Annotated in this window: 14 protein-coding genes; 2 read left to right on the forward strand and 12 right to left on the reverse strand. The window is 65.9% G+C overall.

The genetic code is table 11. From position 1 onward, the window contains the following. Window positions 1-83 precede the first annotated feature (83 nt). The 8 genes from betB to choX form a co-directional block, all read right to left on the reverse strand. Window positions 84-1,556 carry a betaine-aldehyde dehydrogenase gene (betB, locus tag KDW96_RS13935; RefSeq protein WP_255836854.1) on the reverse strand — a complete coding sequence of 491 codons (1,473 nt, stop codon included), beginning with the start codon at window positions 1,554-1,556 and terminating at the stop codon, window positions 84-86. Window positions 1,557-1,819: 263 nt separating this feature from the next. Then, window positions 1,820-2,470 (reverse strand): transcriptional regulator BetI, encoded by a 651-nt coding sequence (betI, locus tag KDW96_RS13940; protein ID WP_255836855.1) that lies wholly within the window; start codon window positions 2,468-2,470, stop codon window positions 1,820-1,822. Window positions 2,471-2,601: 131 nt separating this feature from the next. Continuing rightward, entirely contained in the window at window positions 2,602-3,045 is a 444-nt protein-coding gene (locus tag KDW96_RS13945) for a YtoQ family protein (protein ID WP_255836856.1), read from the reverse strand. A gap of 259 nt (window positions 3,046-3,304) precedes the next feature. Continuing rightward, window positions 3,305-4,159 carry a glycine betaine ABC transporter substrate-binding protein gene (locus KDW96_RS13950; protein ID WP_255836857.1) on the reverse strand — a complete coding sequence of 285 codons (855 nt, stop codon included), beginning with the start codon at window positions 4,157-4,159 and terminating at the stop codon, window positions 3,305-3,307. Window positions 4,160-4,323: 164 nt separating this feature from the next. Further along, window positions 4,324-5,268: a choline ABC transporter substrate-binding protein gene (locus tag KDW96_RS13955; protein WP_255836858.1), complete on the reverse strand. Its 945-nt coding sequence runs from the start codon at window positions 5,266-5,268 to the stop codon at window positions 4,324-4,326. Window positions 5,269-5,305: 37 nt separating this feature from the next. Continuing rightward, the gene (locus KDW96_RS13960; RefSeq protein WP_255836859.1) at window positions 5,306-6,187 is read right to left on the reverse strand and encodes an ABC transporter permease; all 882 of its coding nucleotides are present in this window, start codon (window positions 6,185-6,187) and stop codon (window positions 5,306-5,308) included. A gap of 1 nt (window position 6,188) precedes the next feature. Next, window positions 6,189-7,385 carry a quaternary amine ABC transporter ATP-binding protein gene (locus KDW96_RS13965; protein ID WP_255836860.1) on the reverse strand — a complete coding sequence of 399 codons (1,197 nt, stop codon included), beginning with the start codon at window positions 7,383-7,385 and terminating at the stop codon, window positions 6,189-6,191. Window positions 7,386-8,061: 676 nt separating this feature from the next. After that, complete coding sequence (choX, locus tag KDW96_RS13970; RefSeq protein ID WP_255836861.1) at window positions 8,062-8,979, reverse strand: choline ABC transporter substrate-binding protein; 918 nt, start codon at window positions 8,977-8,979, stop codon at window positions 8,062-8,064. Between the two features lie 349 nt (window positions 8,980-9,328). Between choX and KDW96_RS13975 the strand changes: the two genes are divergently transcribed. Further along, the gene (locus KDW96_RS13975) at window positions 9,329-10,708 is read left to right on the forward strand and encodes an L-serine ammonia-lyase (protein WP_255836862.1); all 1,380 of its coding nucleotides are present in this window, start codon (window positions 9,329-9,331) and stop codon (window positions 10,706-10,708) included. 474 nt (window positions 10,709-11,182) lie between these two features. Then, entirely contained in the window at window positions 11,183-12,304 is a 1,122-nt protein-coding gene (gene gbdR / locus KDW96_RS13980) for a choline metabolism transcriptional regulator GbdR (RefSeq protein WP_255836863.1), read from the forward strand. A 65-nt stretch (window positions 12,305-12,369) separates the two neighbouring features. Here the strand turns inward: gbdR and KDW96_RS13985 are convergent, their stop codons facing one another. The 4 genes from KDW96_RS13985 to dgcB form a co-directional block, all read right to left on the reverse strand. Beyond that, window positions 12,370-12,615 (reverse strand): hypothetical protein, encoded by a 246-nt coding sequence (locus KDW96_RS13985; protein WP_255836864.1) that lies wholly within the window; start codon window positions 12,613-12,615, stop codon window positions 12,370-12,372. Between the two features lie 28 nt (window positions 12,616-12,643). After that, window positions 12,644-13,417 (reverse strand): electron transfer flavoprotein subunit beta, encoded by a 774-nt coding sequence (gene etfB / locus KDW96_RS13990; protein ID WP_255836865.1) that lies wholly within the window; start codon window positions 13,415-13,417, stop codon window positions 12,644-12,646. Window positions 13,418-13,491: 74 nt separating this feature from the next. Beyond that, window positions 13,492-14,715: an electron transfer flavoprotein subunit alpha gene (gene etfA / locus KDW96_RS13995; RefSeq protein ID WP_255836866.1), complete on the reverse strand. Its 1,224-nt coding sequence runs from the start codon at window positions 14,713-14,715 to the stop codon at window positions 13,492-13,494. Beyond that, window positions 14,715-16,676, reverse strand: a complete 1,962-nt coding sequence (gene dgcB, locus KDW96_RS14000; protein ID WP_255836867.1) for a dimethylglycine demethylation protein DgcB — start codon at window positions 16,674-16,676, stop codon at window positions 14,715-14,717. Before dgcB ends, etfA begins: the two co-directional genes overlap by 1 nt. Between the last annotated feature and the right edge of the window lie 108 nt (window positions 16,677-16,784).

Here is a 16,784-nt window from a genome sequence, read left to right on the forward strand (position 1 = left end):
GGGGTTTGTCGCCAGTTTCCCGGAGCGGATCCGGGTCGTGGTGGCGCGGGCCGCTGGGCGGCTCCGCCACTGCAACACGCCGATCAGAACACCGAGGCGTAGTCGCCCATTTCCACCTGCACCGATTTGGTCTGGGTGTAGTGCTCGAGGGTGGCCACGCCGTTTTCGCGGCCGACGCCCGACTGCTTGTAGCCACCCACCGGCATTTCCGCCGGCGACTCGCCCCAGGCGTTGATCCAGCAGATGCCGGCTTCGAGCTGGTGGATGACCCGGTGGGCGCGGGCCAGGTCGCGGGTCACCAGACCGGCGGCGAGGCCGTAGTCGGTGTCGTTGGCGCGGCGGATCACTTCCTCCTCGCTGTCATAGGCGAGGATGCTCATGACCGGGCCGAAGATTTCCTCGCGCACGATGGTCATCTCGTCACGGCAGTCGGTGAACACGGTCGGGGCGACATAGGCGCCATTGGCGAATTCGCCGTCGGTCACGCGCTGGCCGCCGCAGAGCAGGCGGGCGCCTTCCTTGCGGCCGGTCTCGATGTACTCGAGCACGCTTTCCATATGGGACAGGCTGACCAGCGGGCCGAAGTTGGTCTCGGCGTCTTGCGGATTGCCCAGGCGGATGCGCTTGACCCGCTCGAGCACCTTGGCCTCGAAGCGAGCCTGCAGGGCGCGGGGGATGAACACCCGGGTGCCGTTGGTGCAGACCTGACCGGAGCTGTAGAAGTTGGCCATCATGGCAATGTCGGCCGCGCGGTTGAGGTCGGCGTCCTCGAAGATGATCAGCGGCGACTTGCCGCCCAGCTCCATGGTCACGTCCTTGAGGGTCGAGCTGGATGCGCTGGCCATGACCTTCTTGCCGGTGCTGGTGCCGCCGGTGAAGGAAATCTTGGCGATGCCCGGGTGGTCGGTCAGCCACTGGCCGACTTCGCGGCCGCTGCCGGTGAGGACGTTGAACACGCCGTCCGGCAGGCCGGCTTCGGTGTAGATCTCGGCCAGCTTGAGCGTGGTCAGCGAGGTCACTTCGCTGGGCTTGAAGATCATCGCGTTGCCGGCGGCCAGGGCCGGGGCCGACTTCCACAGGGCGATCTGGATCGGGTAGTTCCAGGCGCCGATGCCGGCGACCACGCCCAGGGGCTCGCGGCGGGTGTAGACAAAGGAGGTTTCGCGCAGCGGGATCTGCTGGCCCTCGAGGGCCGGAATCAGGCCGGCGTAGTACTCCAGCACGTCGGTGCCGGTGACGATGTCCACCGCCTGGGTCTCGGACAGCGGCTTGCCGGTGTCGAGGGTCTCCAGCAGGGCCAGCTCGTCGTTGCGCGCGCGCAGGATGTCGACGGCCTTGCGCAGGATGCGCGAGCGCTGCATGGCGGTCATCGCCGCCCAGACCTTCTGCCCTTCGGCGGCGCAGGCGACGGCGCGGTCGACGTCTTCCTTGCTGGCGCGCTGCACCTTGGCGAGCACTTCGCCGTTGGCCGGGTTGGTGGCCTCGAAGCTTGCGCCGCTCGTCGAGTCGACGTAGCGGCCATTGATGTAGAGCTTCTGTTCCTCGAAACGAGCCATCTGCAAATCCTCTTGGTTCTTATTCGGGCTTGAGAGCCGCGTATCGGGGCGCTCTCGAGCGGGGTTGGCTGGCTCTGCGCATGCACGCTGGCCGGTAGAAGTGGTAGTCAGCCTACGGTATTTTTATTGAACGCTCAATCAACAAAGCTATTCGGGAGCGACAGGGCCTGCTCCGAAAGCGACGGCGCAGAGGGTCTCGATAGCGGCAAAAAAAAGATGCAACTCGGCGGTCCGCCCCCAAGGAAAACGGGACGGAATTCGTCTCAGAGGGCTGTGCTGCTGACGCGTTGGCGGCTGGTGCGTGCGCTGGGGGCGGCTTTCCCGGCTGCGGCCTTGGCCAGTTGCAGGTCGAGGTAGTCGTAGGCGATCTGCGCGGCCTGGCGGGTGTCGAAGGCCTCGCCGGACAGCGCGCCGCGCAGCCACAGGCCGTCGATCAGTGCGGCCAGGCCTCGGGCGGCGGCGCGTGCCTGATCCTGCGGTAGCGCGCGGTGGAATTGGCCGCAGAGGTTGGAGTACAGGCGGTGGTCGTTGATCCGCTGCAGGCGGCGCAGGGCGGGGTGGTGCATGCTCGAGGCCCAGAACGCCAGCCAGGTCTTCATGGCCGGGCCGTTGACCTGGCTGTCGTCGAAGTTGCTGTCGATGATCGCCCGCAGTTGCGCGCGCGGCGTATCGTCCTGCAAGGCCGCACGGCGCTGGCGTACCGCGTTGCTCAGCGCCTGCATGAGGTGACGCATGGTGGCTTCGAGCAGGCCGTTCTTGTCCTGGAAGTAATGGCTGATGATGCCGTTCGACACGCCGGCCAGGCGGGCGATATAGGCGATGCTGGCATCGCCCATGCCGACCTGGTCGACGGCTTCGAGGGTGGCGGCGATCAGCTGCGAGCGGCGAATCGGCTGCATTCCGACCTTGGGCATCGGTTTCTCCAGCAACAAGGCTTTTCGGGGATGGCGGCAGTCTAGGGCGTTCTTTATTGAGTGATCAATAAAGAACGCGCTTTTGGTGACGGGTTGTCGGTTCGGGATATGTGCGCGCGTGGCGGTGGGCGTCAGGCCTTGGCGACGATGTACTTGAGCAGTTCGACGACCTGCTCCGGGCTTTGCGCCCAGGCCATGGCCGCGGCATCCACTTCCTTGAGCGGGTGGACGATGTCCTCGCCATGCAGGGTGATGTAGGGCTTGCCCAGGGCGGCGCAGTAGCCGGCATCGAAGGCAGCATTCCACTGCTTGTACTGGTCGCCGAAGCGGATCACGGCGATGTCGCATTTCTCCAGCAGGGTCTTGGTGCGGATCGCGTTGACCTTGGACGATTTGTGATCCCGCCAGAACGCCTGGCTCTCGGCGCCCAGCACATCGCCGGCGGCGTCGCTGGACTCATGGTCGGTCACCGCCGAGCTGAACTCGATGGCCAGCCCCTGCTCCTTGGCGCCCTGCATGATCTGCTGACGCCAGTCGGTATGAATTTCACCGGATAGATACACGGTCCAAGTCATGGGTACTCCTGGTCTTCTTGAGCTAATCGTGGGTCGCTGTCGGGAGCGACGAGTGCCGACAGTCTGCCACGTAGGGGCGGTGCTTTCATGGCGGATGCTGCCGACATGACCGCTGGCGGGGGAGGGGACAAGTGCCGGCGCTGGCGGCCCCCCGCCGGCGGCGGCCCGTTGCGCCGCGCGGGGCGGGCGACTTGAAAGCACCGGGCTGCAAAATAGAAAAAGCGGGCCAAGGCCCGCTTTTTCATGTCGCTGAGGTGGCTTATTTCAGCCAGGAATCGACACGCTCGGGGTTATTGGCGACCCAGTCCTTGGCGGCCTGCTCCGGCTTGGCGCCGTCGCGAATGGCCAGCATCACCGCACCGATTTCCTCGCTGGTCCAGTTGAACTTCTTGAGGAAAGCGACCGCTTCCGGAGCCTTCTCCTTGAAGCTCGGGTTGACTACCGAGTCGACGTGTTCGGATTCACCGTAGACGCCCATCGGGTCTTCGAGGAAGCGCAGCTTCCACTTGGCGAACATCCAGTGCGGCACCCAGCCCGGTACCACGATGGCTTCGTTCTTCTTGATGGCACGCGCCAAAGCGGTGGCCATGGCCGGGCCGGAGCTCGGCATCAGCTTGTAGTCGAGCTGGTACTTCTCGAGGGCTTCCTCGGTGCGGCGCATGATGCCGGCGCCGGCATCGATGCCGGTGATCTTGCCGTCGTAGGCTGCCTTGGTGGCGTTCAGGTCGGCGATGCTCTTGGCTTCGACGTAGTCCGGCACGACCAGGCCGATCTTGGCGTCGTTGTAGTTGGTGCCGAGCACTTCCAGCTGGTCCTTGAACTTGGCGTAGTACTCGCCGTGGGTCACCGGCAGCCAGGCGGAGAGCAGGCCGTCGATGTCGCCACGGGCCACGCCCTGCCACATGATGGCCGGCTCGAGGGGCTTGAGCTCGACGTCGTAGCCGAGCTTGCTTTCCATGATCTCGGCGGCGAGGTAGCTGGTGGCGACGCTGTCGTCCCAGCCGTTGACGAAGCCGAAGGTCAGGGTGGGCTTGTCGGCAGCCATGGCGGTGGACATGCCCACCGCCAGGGCGGCAACGCCGAGGCCTTGGATGAGGGATTTCAGTTTGCGCATAGGTGTAACTCCGTCAGGGTGAGTTTCAGTTCTTGTTGGTGTTACTGGCTCGTTCTGATTGCGGGTACTGCGCCGGTCGCGACTCGAGCGCTCAGCGCCTGGGTCGCGACTGGTGTTCGAGCCGCGAGGTGAGTCGCGGCTCTGTGGGTGTTACGGACGGGTTCTTAGAGGCCGACGTGCTTCTTCACCGCGGCCACGCCATCCTTGCCGTCATAGGTGGTGACGCCGGCCAGCCACTTGTCCAGAATCTCCGGGTTGGCCTTGATCCAGTTCTTCGCCACCTCGACCGGATCTTCCTTCTCCAGCACCTTCTCCATCAGCTGGCTTTCGATGGCGACGTTGAACTGCAGGTTGTTCAGCAGTTTGCCGACGTTGGCGCAACGTGCCTCGTAGTCCGGGGTGACCACGGTGTAGACCTTGGCCGCGCCGTAGTCCGGGCCGAATACGTCATCGCCGCCATCCAGGTAGGTGATGTCGTACTGGGTGTTCATCGGGTGCGGGGCCCAGCCAAGGAACACCACCGGCTCATTCTTGCGCACTGCGCGCTGCACCTGGACCAGCATGCCGGCTTCGCTGGACTCGACCATGCGGAAGCCGCCGAGGCCGAACTGGTCGCCCTTGATCATCTTCTCGATCAGCAGGTTGCCGTCGTTACCCGGCTCGATGCCGTAGATCCTGCCGCCCAGCTGATCCTTGAACTTGGCGATGTCCTGGAAGCTCTTCAGGCCCGCCTCGGCGGTATAGGTCGGCACTGCCAGGGTGTACTTGGCGCCTTCCAGGTTCGGTGCCGGCAGCACCTTGACGCCGCCGTCCTTGGTGAAGGGCTCGATCACCGCGTCCATCGACGGGGCCCAGTAGCCGAGGAATACATCGATCTGGCCTTTCTGCACGCCGGTGAAGGCGATGGGTACCGAGGCCATGATCTTGCGCGGCTGGTAGCCCAGGCCTTCGGTCAGGGTCATGGCCACGCCGGTGGTGGCGGCGATATCGGCCCAGCCGATCTCGGCGAAACGCACCTGCTTGCAGCTTTCCGGTTCCTGGGCCCAGGCCGCCTGGGCCATGGCGCAGGTCAGCAGGCCTAGGCCGGCGATGGTCTTGAACTTTTTCATTTATGACTCCCTGTATGAATGGAAAAAGGTGAGGAGGTCACTGGCGCTGCAGTTTTGCATGCAACCAGCTGATCAGGCCGCTGCGGATCTCCGTCTGCTTGGTGCCGAAACTCTCGGTGATGCGGTCGAGGATGATCGCCAGCAATACCACGGCCATGCCGCTCTCGAAGCCTAGACCGATATCCAGGCGCTGGATGCTCGCCAGCACGTCGTTGCCCAGGCCGCCGGCGCCGACCATCGAGGCGATGATCACCATCGACAGGGCCATCATGATGGTCTGGTTGACCCCGGCCATGATCGACGGCATGGCGTTGGGCAGCTGCACCTTGAACAGCAGCTGGCGACCGGTGCAGCCGAACGACTGGCCGGCCTCGACGATTTCCTTGTTGACCTGGCGGATACCCAGGTTGGTCAGGCGCACGGCCGGCGGCATGGCGAAGATCACCGTGGCGATGATCCCCGGCACGCGGCCGAGGCCGAACAGCATGGCCGCCGGAATCAGGTAGACGAAGGCCGGCATGGTCTGCATGAAGTCCAGCACCGGACGGATGGTGGTCGCCACCCGCTCGCTGCGCGCCGCCCAGATGCCCAGGGGGATGCCCAGCAGCAGGCTGATCAGGGTCGAGGAGAAGGTCAGGCCGAGGGTGACCACGGTCTGCTCCCAGAAGCCGGTCATGACGATCAGGATGAAGGACACGGCGGTGAAGACGGCGAAGCGCGAGCCGATGCGCCACAGACCGAGGCCGACGAAGATGGCGATCAGCAGCCAGGCCGGCGGCAGCATCAGCAGGGCCTCGACGCCCTCGGAGAAGCCGGCGACCACGCTGCCGATGCTGTCGAAGGCGCCACTGTAGTTGTCCAGCAGGTGCTGGACCACGTCGTTGACCCAGCTGCCCAGGTCGAGTTTCTTGTCGCTCATGTCATTCTCCCTGCATACGGTTGAGCAGGCGACCCTTGCTGATGGCGCCGCTGTAGAGGCCGTTGGCGTCGACTACCGGGATGGGGCCCTCGTTGTCCACCAGGCGCTCGATCACCTGATCCAGAGGCATGTCTTCAGGCACTGGATCGATGCGCTTGAGCACGTCCAGCTCCAGGCCGCACTGGGTTTTACCGTCGACCATCAGGGCGATCTTCTCCAGGCTGATGGAGCCGCAGAAGCGCTTCTCGCCGTCGACGATGAAGGCGTAGTGCTTGTCCAGCGCCTGCAGTTCCTGGCACACCTTGTTGGCGTCGGGGGCCACGCCGTTGTGCACGTAGGTCGGCACGCTGTCGGCCTTGAGCTGGCCGGCGGTGAGGTAGCGGTTGGTGTCGACGGTGTCGAAGAAGTTGCGCACGTAGTCGTTGGCCGGGCTGTCGACCAGCTCCTGGGGGGTGCCGACCTGGATCAGCTTGCCGCCTTCCATGATGCCGATGCGGCTGCCGATGCGCATGGCTTCCTCGATGTCGTGGGAGACGAAGATGATGGTGCGCCGGTGGGTCTTCTGCAGCTCCAGCAGCAGGTCCTGCATCTCGCGGCGCTTGAGCGGGTCAAGGGCGGAGAAGGCCTCGTCCATGATCATCATCGAGGGGTCCACCGCCAGGGCGCGGGCCAGGCCGACGCGCTGCTGCATGCCGCCGGACAGCTCGTGGGGGTGCTTGTGGGCGAAGGTGTCCAGGCCGACCTGGGCGAGCACGTCCATGGCGCGCTTCTCGCGCTCCTTGCGGCCGACGCCTGCCACTTCCAGGCCGAAGGCGGCGTTGTCCAGCACGCTGCGCGAGGGCATCAGGGCGAAGGACTGGAAGACCATGCTCATGTCGCGACGGCGCAGGTCGACCAGTTCGGCGTTGGCCATCTTGGCGACGTTCTGGCCGTCGATGTAGACGTCGCCGGCGCTGGGCTCGATGAGGCGGTTGATCAGGCGGATCAGGGTCGATTTGCCCGAGCCGGAGAGGCCCATGAGGACGAAGATCTCGCCCTCCTCGACGCTGAAGGACACATCGCTGACACCGATGACGGCGCCTTTCTCGGCGAGGATCTTGTCCTTGCTCCAGCCCTGCTTGAGCAGGTCGATGGCTTCTTGTGGGTTCTGGCCGAAAACCTTGTACAGGTTCTCGACGACGATCTTTCCAGACTTCATGGGAGGTTTCCCCTTCAGTAGACATCCAGACCAGCTACATGGAACCTGATGAACGCCCTCGGGCCATTCGTCAGGTGATGCCGACTGTTCTTGCCTGTGTGGGTGGTCATGATTTCCGGGTTTGGGCAACACTCTGCAGTGCGGTGGGGCAGGGGGCTCGGACGCGATCGGGGTGACGCTCCAGCTGCCAGGGCAGTCGCGGGCGCAAATCGAGTGCGTGGGTGAGTGAACCTTGCTGTGCCGTGCTGCAAACTGCTTTCCAAACCCTCTGGCAGTGTTACGAAGCCCAATCCTTTGGGAAATCACATCTCTGCATCGAGATGCACGTACATCCGAATTTTCTTGTTGGACCAGCGCCTAAAAGCAGGGGCGCCAGCACTTATCTTTTTCGGTCCAGAGCTGGGGGGCTCCGGTCTGCCAACTTCCTGGGGAGAGGGCAGCGACGAGATCGGCTGACTCAACGATATAGGCTTCAAGACGTCGCAATTATCAGTTTGCGACGTTGACGTGTTGGGCGACGACATGGCGCCTGCCTAAAAAAACCTTAACAGACTTCCTGACCCTTTGGCCAAGGCGCCCGACCGTGCTCGGCACGGTCGAGAGGCCCTATCGCGGGGTGTAGGCGGCGTATGGCGGGGCCTGGAGGTGAACCTGGAGTGTTTGAAATAAACTACGACTAGTTGCCGTCGATTGGGCTGCCGTCGCGTTTGGTAACGCCCTGCAGCCACTGCGCGCGGACCTGCGGGTTGGCTTTCAGCCAGGCCTTGGCCTCGCGCCGGGGGGTGGTGTTCTGGTTGAGGATGGCCTCCATCAGGTCATTCTCCATCTGCAGGCTGAAGCGCAGGTTGGCGAACAGTCGGCCGAGGTTCGGGCACTGGCTGGCGTAGCCCTTGCGCACCACGGTATAGACGGTGGCACCGCCCAGGTTGGGGCCGAAGTAGTCGTCACCGCCCGGCAGATAGTTCACGTTCAGCTGGTTGTTCATCGGGTGGGGTTCCCAGCCGAGGAATACCGCGGGTTTTTTCAGGTGCTCGGCGCGTTTTACGTGCAGGATCATCTCCGACTCGCTCGACTCCAGCAGTTTGAAGCCGCCGAGGCCGAAGGCTTCCTTTTCGATCATCTGCTGGATCGTTTGATTGGCGCTGTTGCCCGGCTCGATGCCGTGGATCATGCCGCCCAGCGCCTTCTTGAACTTGGCGATGTCCTGGAAGCTCTTGATCCCGGCGTCGTAGCCCGCCTGGTTGACGGCCAGGGTGTACTTGGCGCCCTCCAGGTTGACCGCATGCAACTCGATCGAGCCGTCGTCCAGGTAGGGGCGCACCCCCTTCTCCGAACTGGGCAGCCACAGGTCGAGGAACACATCGAGGTCGTTGTTGCGCAGGGCGTCGTAGGTCTCCGGCACGGACAGGCGCTTGATCTGGGTGCGGTAGCCGAGCTCGCTGAGCAGCAGGCGGGTGGCGGCGTTGGTCACGATCAGGTCGGTCCAGCCGACGTCGGCCAGGCGCACCCGGTCGCAGGCGGCGGGGTCTGCCGCCTGGGCCAGCAGGGGAAGGCTCAGTGCAGCTGCCAGGAGGTAGTTCTTGTGCAGGTTCATGGGCGTATCCAGGTCACCGTTGACGGACTTCCTGCCGCGGCGAGGCAGGCGGGGTATGTGGCCCTGAGCGAGGTGCGGCGACTCGCTGCGGGCCGCCCATGGGCGCCTGGATCATGGCGCCGTAATTTGATTGCTGCCTATGCGCTGGGTCGCATACGGAACGCTTCTGTCGCGGATTGCGTCGTTCTTGCGGCGAAATGTGCACTGGGTCACGCTCGCCTGGTGCGTCCGTTGGGCGGTACCGCGAACGGCTGACGGATTTGGATACGGGTGAGTCGGTGTGGGACCTCGCGGTCCTGGCGAAATCTCGATGATGGCGTCGTTGCAGGACCCAGCTCAGGAGATTGTCGTGGCTATTAGTGTGTTCGACCTGTTCAAGATCGGTATCGGGCCTTCCAGCTCCCATACTGTTGGCCCCATGCGTGCCGCGGCATTGTTCGTCGGTGCCCTGCGCGAGCGGCGCATGCTCGAGCGCGTGGGGCGCGTCGAGGTGCGCCTGTACGGCTCGCTGTCGGCCACCGGGGTCGGCCACGGCAGCGACAACGCGGTGATCATGGGGCTGATGGGCGAGTGGCCGGACAGCATCGACCCGAGCCAGATCGGCGCGCGCATCGAGGCACTGCGTTCGAGCGGCCAGCTGCAGCTGGACGGCCGCCTGCCGGTGGCATTCGACTGGCAGCGCGACATGCTGCTGCTGGACGAGAACCTGCCCTATCACCCCAACGCCATGACCCTGACCGCGTTCTGCGGCGAAGGCGGCGAGCTGCACAGCGACACCTACTATTCGATCGGTGGCGGCTTCGTGGTCGACGCCGAGCAGGCCAGCGCCGGGCAGCTCGACCAGGACAGCGCCCAGCTGCCCTACGACTTCTCCAGCGGTGACGAGCTGCTGCGCCTGTGCAAGCAGCACGGCCTGCGCGTGTCGCAGCTGATGATGGAAAACGAGAAGGCCTGGCGCAGCGAGGCGGAGATCCGTGCCGGTCTGATGCGCCTGTGGCAGGCCATGCGCGACTGCGTGGACAACGGCCTGAAGCACGAAGGCATCCTGCCCGGCGGCCTCAACGTCAAGCGCCGCGCGGCCAAGCTGCACCGCAGTCTGCAGGAAATGAGCAAACCCAACGTGATCGGCTCGACCCTGAGCGGCATGGAGTGGGTCAACCTGTTCGCCCTGGCGGTGAACGAGGAAAACGCCGCCGGCGGGCGCATGGTCACCGCGCCGACCAACGGCGCGGCCGGCATCATCCCGGCGGTGCTGCACTACTACGTGCGCTTCAGTCCGGCGGTGAGCGAGGCCGACGTGGTCGACTACCTGCTGGCGGCCGCGGCCGTGGGCATCCTGTGCAAGAAGAACGCCTCGATCTCCGGCGCCGAAGTGGGCTGCCAGGGCGAGGTCGGGTCGGCCTGTGCGATGGCCGCTGCGGGCCTGGCCGAGATCCTCGGCGCCACCCCGGAGCAGCTGGAGAACGCCGCCGAGATCGGCCTGGAGCACAACCTCGGGCTGACCTGCGACCCGGTCGGTGGCCTGGTCCAGGTGCCGTGCATCGAGCGCAACGCGATCGCCGCGGTGAAGGCGATCAACGCGGCGCAGATGGCCCTGCGCGGCGATGGCGAGCACTTCATCTCCCTCGACCGGGTGATCCGCACCATGCGCGATACCGGTGCCGACATGCACGACAAGTACAAGGAAACCTCGCGCGGTGGCCTGGCGGTCAGCGCGGTCGAGTGCTGACGACCTGCTAGGCTCCAAGTGGAACGAATCGGGGGCGGCACACTGAGTGTTCGCCCCCGATTGGTGCATCGGTAAGGGTTGCGCTCTTGCTCGATGGCACAACCGGCGGTCGGAATCTGGCCCGCGCCGACTGACCGAGGGGTCGTTTTTTCGACCGTTGGTCCGTTACCGGTGTTACCCACGTGTTGGGTAGAGTGACAATCCGTCGCACCCATGGTGCTACTGAAATGCTCAGTCGACCCACAGATCGGGTGGAAAACCGTCGCAAGCAGGACGCTTCTGTCGCTCCTGAGAAGGCTGAATGGCACGTGGATTGGATGTTGTTCATTTTTTATTGAACAGCCAATTAACTTAGGCACGGCGTTTGCCTTGTGATTCATACCGGTCTGGGTATGTCACATACCAGAACAACAAGACTAATGAAGAGCCTCGCTATGAAGGCTCGAATTCGTGCTAAGCGTGAGGGTTTCTCTGATGTCGCAGTCCAACCAAGGGGCGCAGCCCCAGAACCGTGCTCCCCAGTCCATTGGTTTCCTGCTGCTGGACAACTTCACCCTGATTTCCCTGGCCTCTGCCGTGGAACCCCTGCGCATGGCCAACCAGCTCTCCGGCAACGAGCTGTACCGCTGGTACACCCTGACCCAGAGCGGCCTGCCGGTAAGCGCCAGCGACGGCCTGCAGATCACCCCGGACGCCAGCCTGGAAAGCGCCCCGGCGCTGGACACGATCATCGTCTGCGGCGGTGTCGACATCCAGCACAGCGTCACCCGCGAGCACCTGCACTGGCTGCAGGTCCAGGCCCGTCACGGTCGCCAGCTGGGCGGCGTGTGCACCGGCAGCTGGGCGCTGGCCAAGGCCGGCCTGCTCGATGGCTTCGATTGCAGCGTGCACTGGGAGTTTCTCGCGGCGATGCAGGAAGCTTTTCCGCGCGCCGCCATCAGCACCCGCCTGTTCTCCATCGACCGTACCCGCTATACCTCGTCCGGCGGCACCGCGCCGATGGACATGATGCTGCACCTGATCGGCCGTGAGCACGGCCGTGAACTGGCCGCGGCAATCTCCGAGATGTTCATCTACGAACGCATCCGCAACGAGCAGGATCACCAGCGCGTGCCCCTCAAGCACATGCTCGGCACCAACCAGCCGAAGCTGCAGGAGATCGTCGCGCTGATGGAGGCCAACCTCGAGGAGCCGATCGACCTCGACGAACTGGCTTGCTACGTCGACGTGTCACGCCGCCAGCTCGAGCGCCTGTTCCAGAAATACCTGCACTGCTCGCCGTCGCGCTATTACCTGAAGCTGCGGCTGATTCGCGCGCGCCAGCTGCTCAAGCAGACCTCGATGTCGATCATCGAAGTGGCCTCGGTCTGCGGCTTCGTCTCCACCCCGCACTTCTCCAAGTGCTACCGCGAGTACTTCGGCATTCCGCCGCGCGACGAGCGCGCCGGCCAGACCTCGGCCAGCGTGGTGGCCCTGGTGCCGATGCCGGAAGACCTGATGCGGCCGTCCTCGTCCACCGCCATGACCGCACTGACCCGTGCCCAGGGCGAGTCGACCTTCGCCAGCGTCAAACTCTACCCGCATCGCCAGCAATAGCTGGCGACCGAGCAATGAAAAAGGGGCGCACCATGCGCCCCTTTTTCATGTCCGACTGCCGAGACTCAGCGCGGTGCCAGGGCCGGCAGCAGGTGCCGGGAAATGGCCTCGCGCACGGTCGGCAGCAGGGTGGCATTGCCACCCAGCAGCTCCTCGACCAGCCGGCGCAGGGCCTGCGCACGGTCCGGGCTGAGGCCCTGTACCGCGTATTCGCAGGCCTGCTCGGCGCTGACGCCGGGCGGTATGGAGAGGCCGATCGCCACCAGGCGGTCGCGGAAGTCCTCTTGGTCGATCAGGTCGGCATGCATCATGGTCCGGGGTCTCCTTCGTCGGCTGCGCTCAGCGCAGCACACCTTCTTCGATCAGCAGGTTGAAGATAGCCTCGGCGCCTTCCTGTGGCGAGACATCCTTGAGCACCTTGCCACCGCCGCCGGAGGCCTTGGCGGTGGCCGCCTTCATCCGCTCGGCGCCGGTCTTGGCCTTGATCACCTTGAGCCGCTTGGGCCGTGGGCGCGCCGGTTGCAGCTTGGCTTCGGCCAGCAGCTCGTCTTCGACGATGGCCACGTCCTCGGCGCGCAGCTGGCCGCGACGGGCCGGGCCGAAGGCGCTCTGGCGGGCGGTCGGGGCGGCGTTGTCGACGCTGGCGAGGAACGGCAGGCGCACCCGCAGGCGGCGGCGCTGACCGCGGGGCAGGGCCTGCAGCACCTGAGCCACGCCGTTCTCCACCTTCTCCACCTCGGCCAGGCCGACCACCAGGGGCCAGCCCAGGCGTTCGGCCAGGAGGAAGGGCAGCATGCCGGAACCTTCGCCGGTTTCCGCCTGGCTGCCGGTCAGCACCAGTTGCGCGCCGGCTTCCTCCAGGTAGTGGGCCAGGGCTGGCAGGGCATCGGCCTGCTTGGGTTGTTCGAGGACGGCCATCTCCGCCAGGCCCATGCCCAGGTAGGCGCGCAGGGCCTCCTCCTGGGGATCGCCGGCGTGCAGCACCTGCAGCTTGTCGCCGGCTAGGCGCAGGCCCAGCTCGACGGCGCGGGAATCCTGTTCGGCGCGACGGGCGCGGCCCGAAGTCGGGTGGGCGCCGACCGAAACCAGGGTGATGATGTTCAAGTCAGTCATGGCTCACCCGTAGCCCGGAGTCGATCCGGGAAAAAGTTGCGAACGGCCCGGAGCTGATCCGGGCACCGAGTGCGTCAGGCCGCATCACGGGCACCTCCCTGGCGATAGGCGTTGACCTTCTCCATCAGCGCCGCAAGGATCGCCGCGGAGTCGCCGATCACCGACAGGTCGGCGCGCTTGATCATGTCGCAGCCCGGGTCCATGTTCACCGCCACCACCTTGTCGCAGGCGCCGATGCCCTGCAGGTGCTGGATGGCGCCGGAGATGCCCACCGCCATATAGACCCGTGCGGTGACCCAGGTGCCGGTGGCGCCGACCTGGCGGTTGCGCGGCATGAAGCCGTCATCCACCGCCACGCGCGAGGCGCCTTCGGTGGCGCCGAGAATTTCGGCGGCCTTGTGGAACTGCGTCCAGTCCTTGACCCCGTTGCCGCCGGAGAGGATGAACTCGGCCTCGGCCATGGGGATCAGCGCCGGGTCCACGGCGACGGCACCGAGGTCCTCGATGCGCGGCAGGCTGTGGGCGACCTTGCCCTCCAGTTCCAGTGTGCGCACCTCGTGGCGGGTGTCGCTGACCGGCTCGGCGCACTCGGCGGCGGCCAGGATCAGCCGTGGCGCCTGGCGCGCCAGGTCCTGCTGGCCGGCACCGGCGCGGCCGATGCACTGGCCGTCGGCGACCTGCCAGACCCGCGTAGCCGGGCGCTCGCCCAGCTTGGCGCCGAGGCGGCGACCCAGCTCGCCGCCGCCGGTGCGGCTGTCGGGCAGCAGCCAGTGGCGCGGCGACAGCTGGCTTTCCACCGCGCTGAGGGCCAGCACGCGCTGTTCCGGGGCGTAGCCGTCGAAGGCTTCACCGTCGATCTGCAGCAGGCGGTCGACGCCGGCGGTGTCGAAGGCGCTCTCCTTATGCTCGCCGAACACCACGGCGACCACGGCGCCGTCGGCGCCAGCGAGCTTGTTGGCCAGGCCGAGCAGGTCCTTGTCGTGGGCCGACAGGCGACCGCCGATCATGTCCGGGACCACGGCGATGTAGAACGCCGGCTGCTCGACCGCGTGCAGCGGCAGCTGCACCGCGGCGGTGGCCGCTGCGCGCTTCTGGCTGCCGCCCTGCTGGGCGCCGGAGCGGTCGATGCGCTTGATGCCGTTGGGGCCGATGAAGCCGACCGCGTGGGGGTTCTTGCGGATGACGCCGTTGGGGCCCATCCAGCTGGTCTGCGCCACCTGCATGGCCGCGTGCAGCGGGTGCAGGCGGTTGCGGGCGATCCATTCGGCGCGGGGGTCGCGGCGGATAATGTCGCTCATCAATGCACCTCCAGGGCTTCAGGCTTGACGGGCGCCGGCTGCTTGGTCGGCGCGGGCGCTTCCAGCAGCACGTCGGCGACCAACTCGGCGATGTCCTTGATCTGCGGCCGCGGCTCGACCACGCCCTCGAGCATGGCGGTGCACTGCGGGCAGCCAACGGCCACCAGTTCGGCGCCGGTCTCCTTGATGTCGACCATGCGCATGTCGGGAATCCGCTGCTTGCCGGGGATGTCGGTGATAGGGGCGCCGCCGCCACCGCCGCAGCAGCGCGAGCGGAAGCCGGAGCGTTCCATTTCCTTCACTTCGATGCCGATGGCCTTGAGCACGCTGCGCGGCGCTTCGTACTCGCCGTTGTAGCGGCCCAGGTAGCACGGGTCGTGATAGGTGACGCTGCCGCCCTTGTGCTGGCCGAGGCTGAGCTTCTGGCCGCTGATCAGCTCTTCCATGTAGGTGCTGTGGTGCAGCACTTCGTAGTGGCCGCCGAGGGCGCCGTACTCGTTCTTCAGCACGTGGAAGCTGTGCGGGTCGCAGGTGACGATCTTCTTGAAGCGGTACTGGCTCATGGTCGCGATATTGCGCTTGGCCAGCTGCTGGAAGGTCGCCTCGTCGCCCAGGCGGCGAGCCACGTCACCGCTGTCGCGCTCTTCCAGGCCGAGCACGGCGAAGTCCACGTTGGCTGCCTTGAGGACCTTGACGAAGGCGCGCAGGGTGCGCTGGTTGCGCATGTCGAAGGCACCGTCGCCGACCCAGAACAGCACCTCGGCTTCCTGCTTGTCGCTGAGCAGGGCCAGGTTGAGGTCCGCCGCCCAGTTCAGGCGACCGCCCGGGGCGAAACCGCCGGGGTTGTCGGTGGCGATCAGGTTGTCCAGCACCTCGGCACCCTTGTTCGGGGTGGCGCCCTTTTCCAGGGTCAGGTGGCGGCGCATGTCGACGATGGCGTCGACGTGCTCGATCATCATCGGGCACTCCTCGACGCAGGCGCGGCAGGTGGTGCAGGACCACAGGGTGTCGGCCTCGACCAGGCCCTTGCCGCCCTGGACCACGATCGGCTGGTGCGGGCCGCCGCCGTGTTCACCCAGGGGGATGCCCGGGTAGGGGCTGCCGGCGAACTTGGCGTCGGTGCCACCGGCCAGGCCGATGACCATGTCCTGGATCAGCTTCTTCGGGTTCAGCGGCTGGCCGGCGGCGAAGGCCGGGCACACCGCCTCGCACTTGCCGCACTGCACGCAGGCGTCGAAGCCCAGCAGCTGGTTCCAGGTGAAATCGGTGGGCTTTGCCACGCCCAGGGAGGCGTTGACATCGTCCAGGTTCAGCGCCTTGAGGCCGGTGGAGCGACCGCCACCGAAGCGCTCGGCGCGGCGGTGCCAGGCCAGGTGCAGGGCACCGGCGAAGGCGTGCTTCATCGGCCCGCCCCAGGTCATGCCGAAGAACAGCTCGGACACACCCCAGGCCACGCCGACGGCGAGGATCAGGGCGAGGATCCAGCCGCCGAAGTCGGCCGGCAGGATGCCGGCCACCGGCAGGGTGGCAATGAAGAAGCTCACCGAGAACATCAGCAGGCTCTTGGGCAGGCGATTCCACGGACCCTTCGACAGGCGCTCCGGCGGGTTGCGGCGGCGCTTGGCGACGAACAGGGCGCCGACGAACATCAGCACGGTGGCCGCCAGCAGGGCATAGCCGAGCAGCTTGCTGTGCAGGCCGAAACCGTGCACCAGGATCGCCAGCACGGCCGCCAGGACGAAACCGCCGGCGGTGGCCACGTGGGTCTTGGACATGTACTTGTCGCGCTCGACCACGTGGTGCAGGTCGACCAGGTAGCGGCGCGGCATGGCCATCAGGCCGCCGATCCAGTCGACCTGGGCCGGCTTGCCGCGGCGCCACATCAGGAAGCGCTTGGCTGCGCCGAGCACGGCCAGGGCCAGTGCGGCAAACAGCAGAATGGGGAGAATGGTGTTCAACATCGTTTGGTCTCCTTGCCGGGACCTGAGAGCGGCGTCAATCCAGTCACCTCGCCCCGGCGGGGAGAGGGATAGGGCGAAGGGTTCTGGCAATGCCTGCCAGAACCCTCG

It is taken from the genome of Pseudomonas benzenivorans (assembly GCF_024397895.1).
GTDB lineage: Bacteria > Pseudomonadota > Gammaproteobacteria > Pseudomonadales > Pseudomonadaceae > Aquipseudomonas > Aquipseudomonas benzenivorans_A.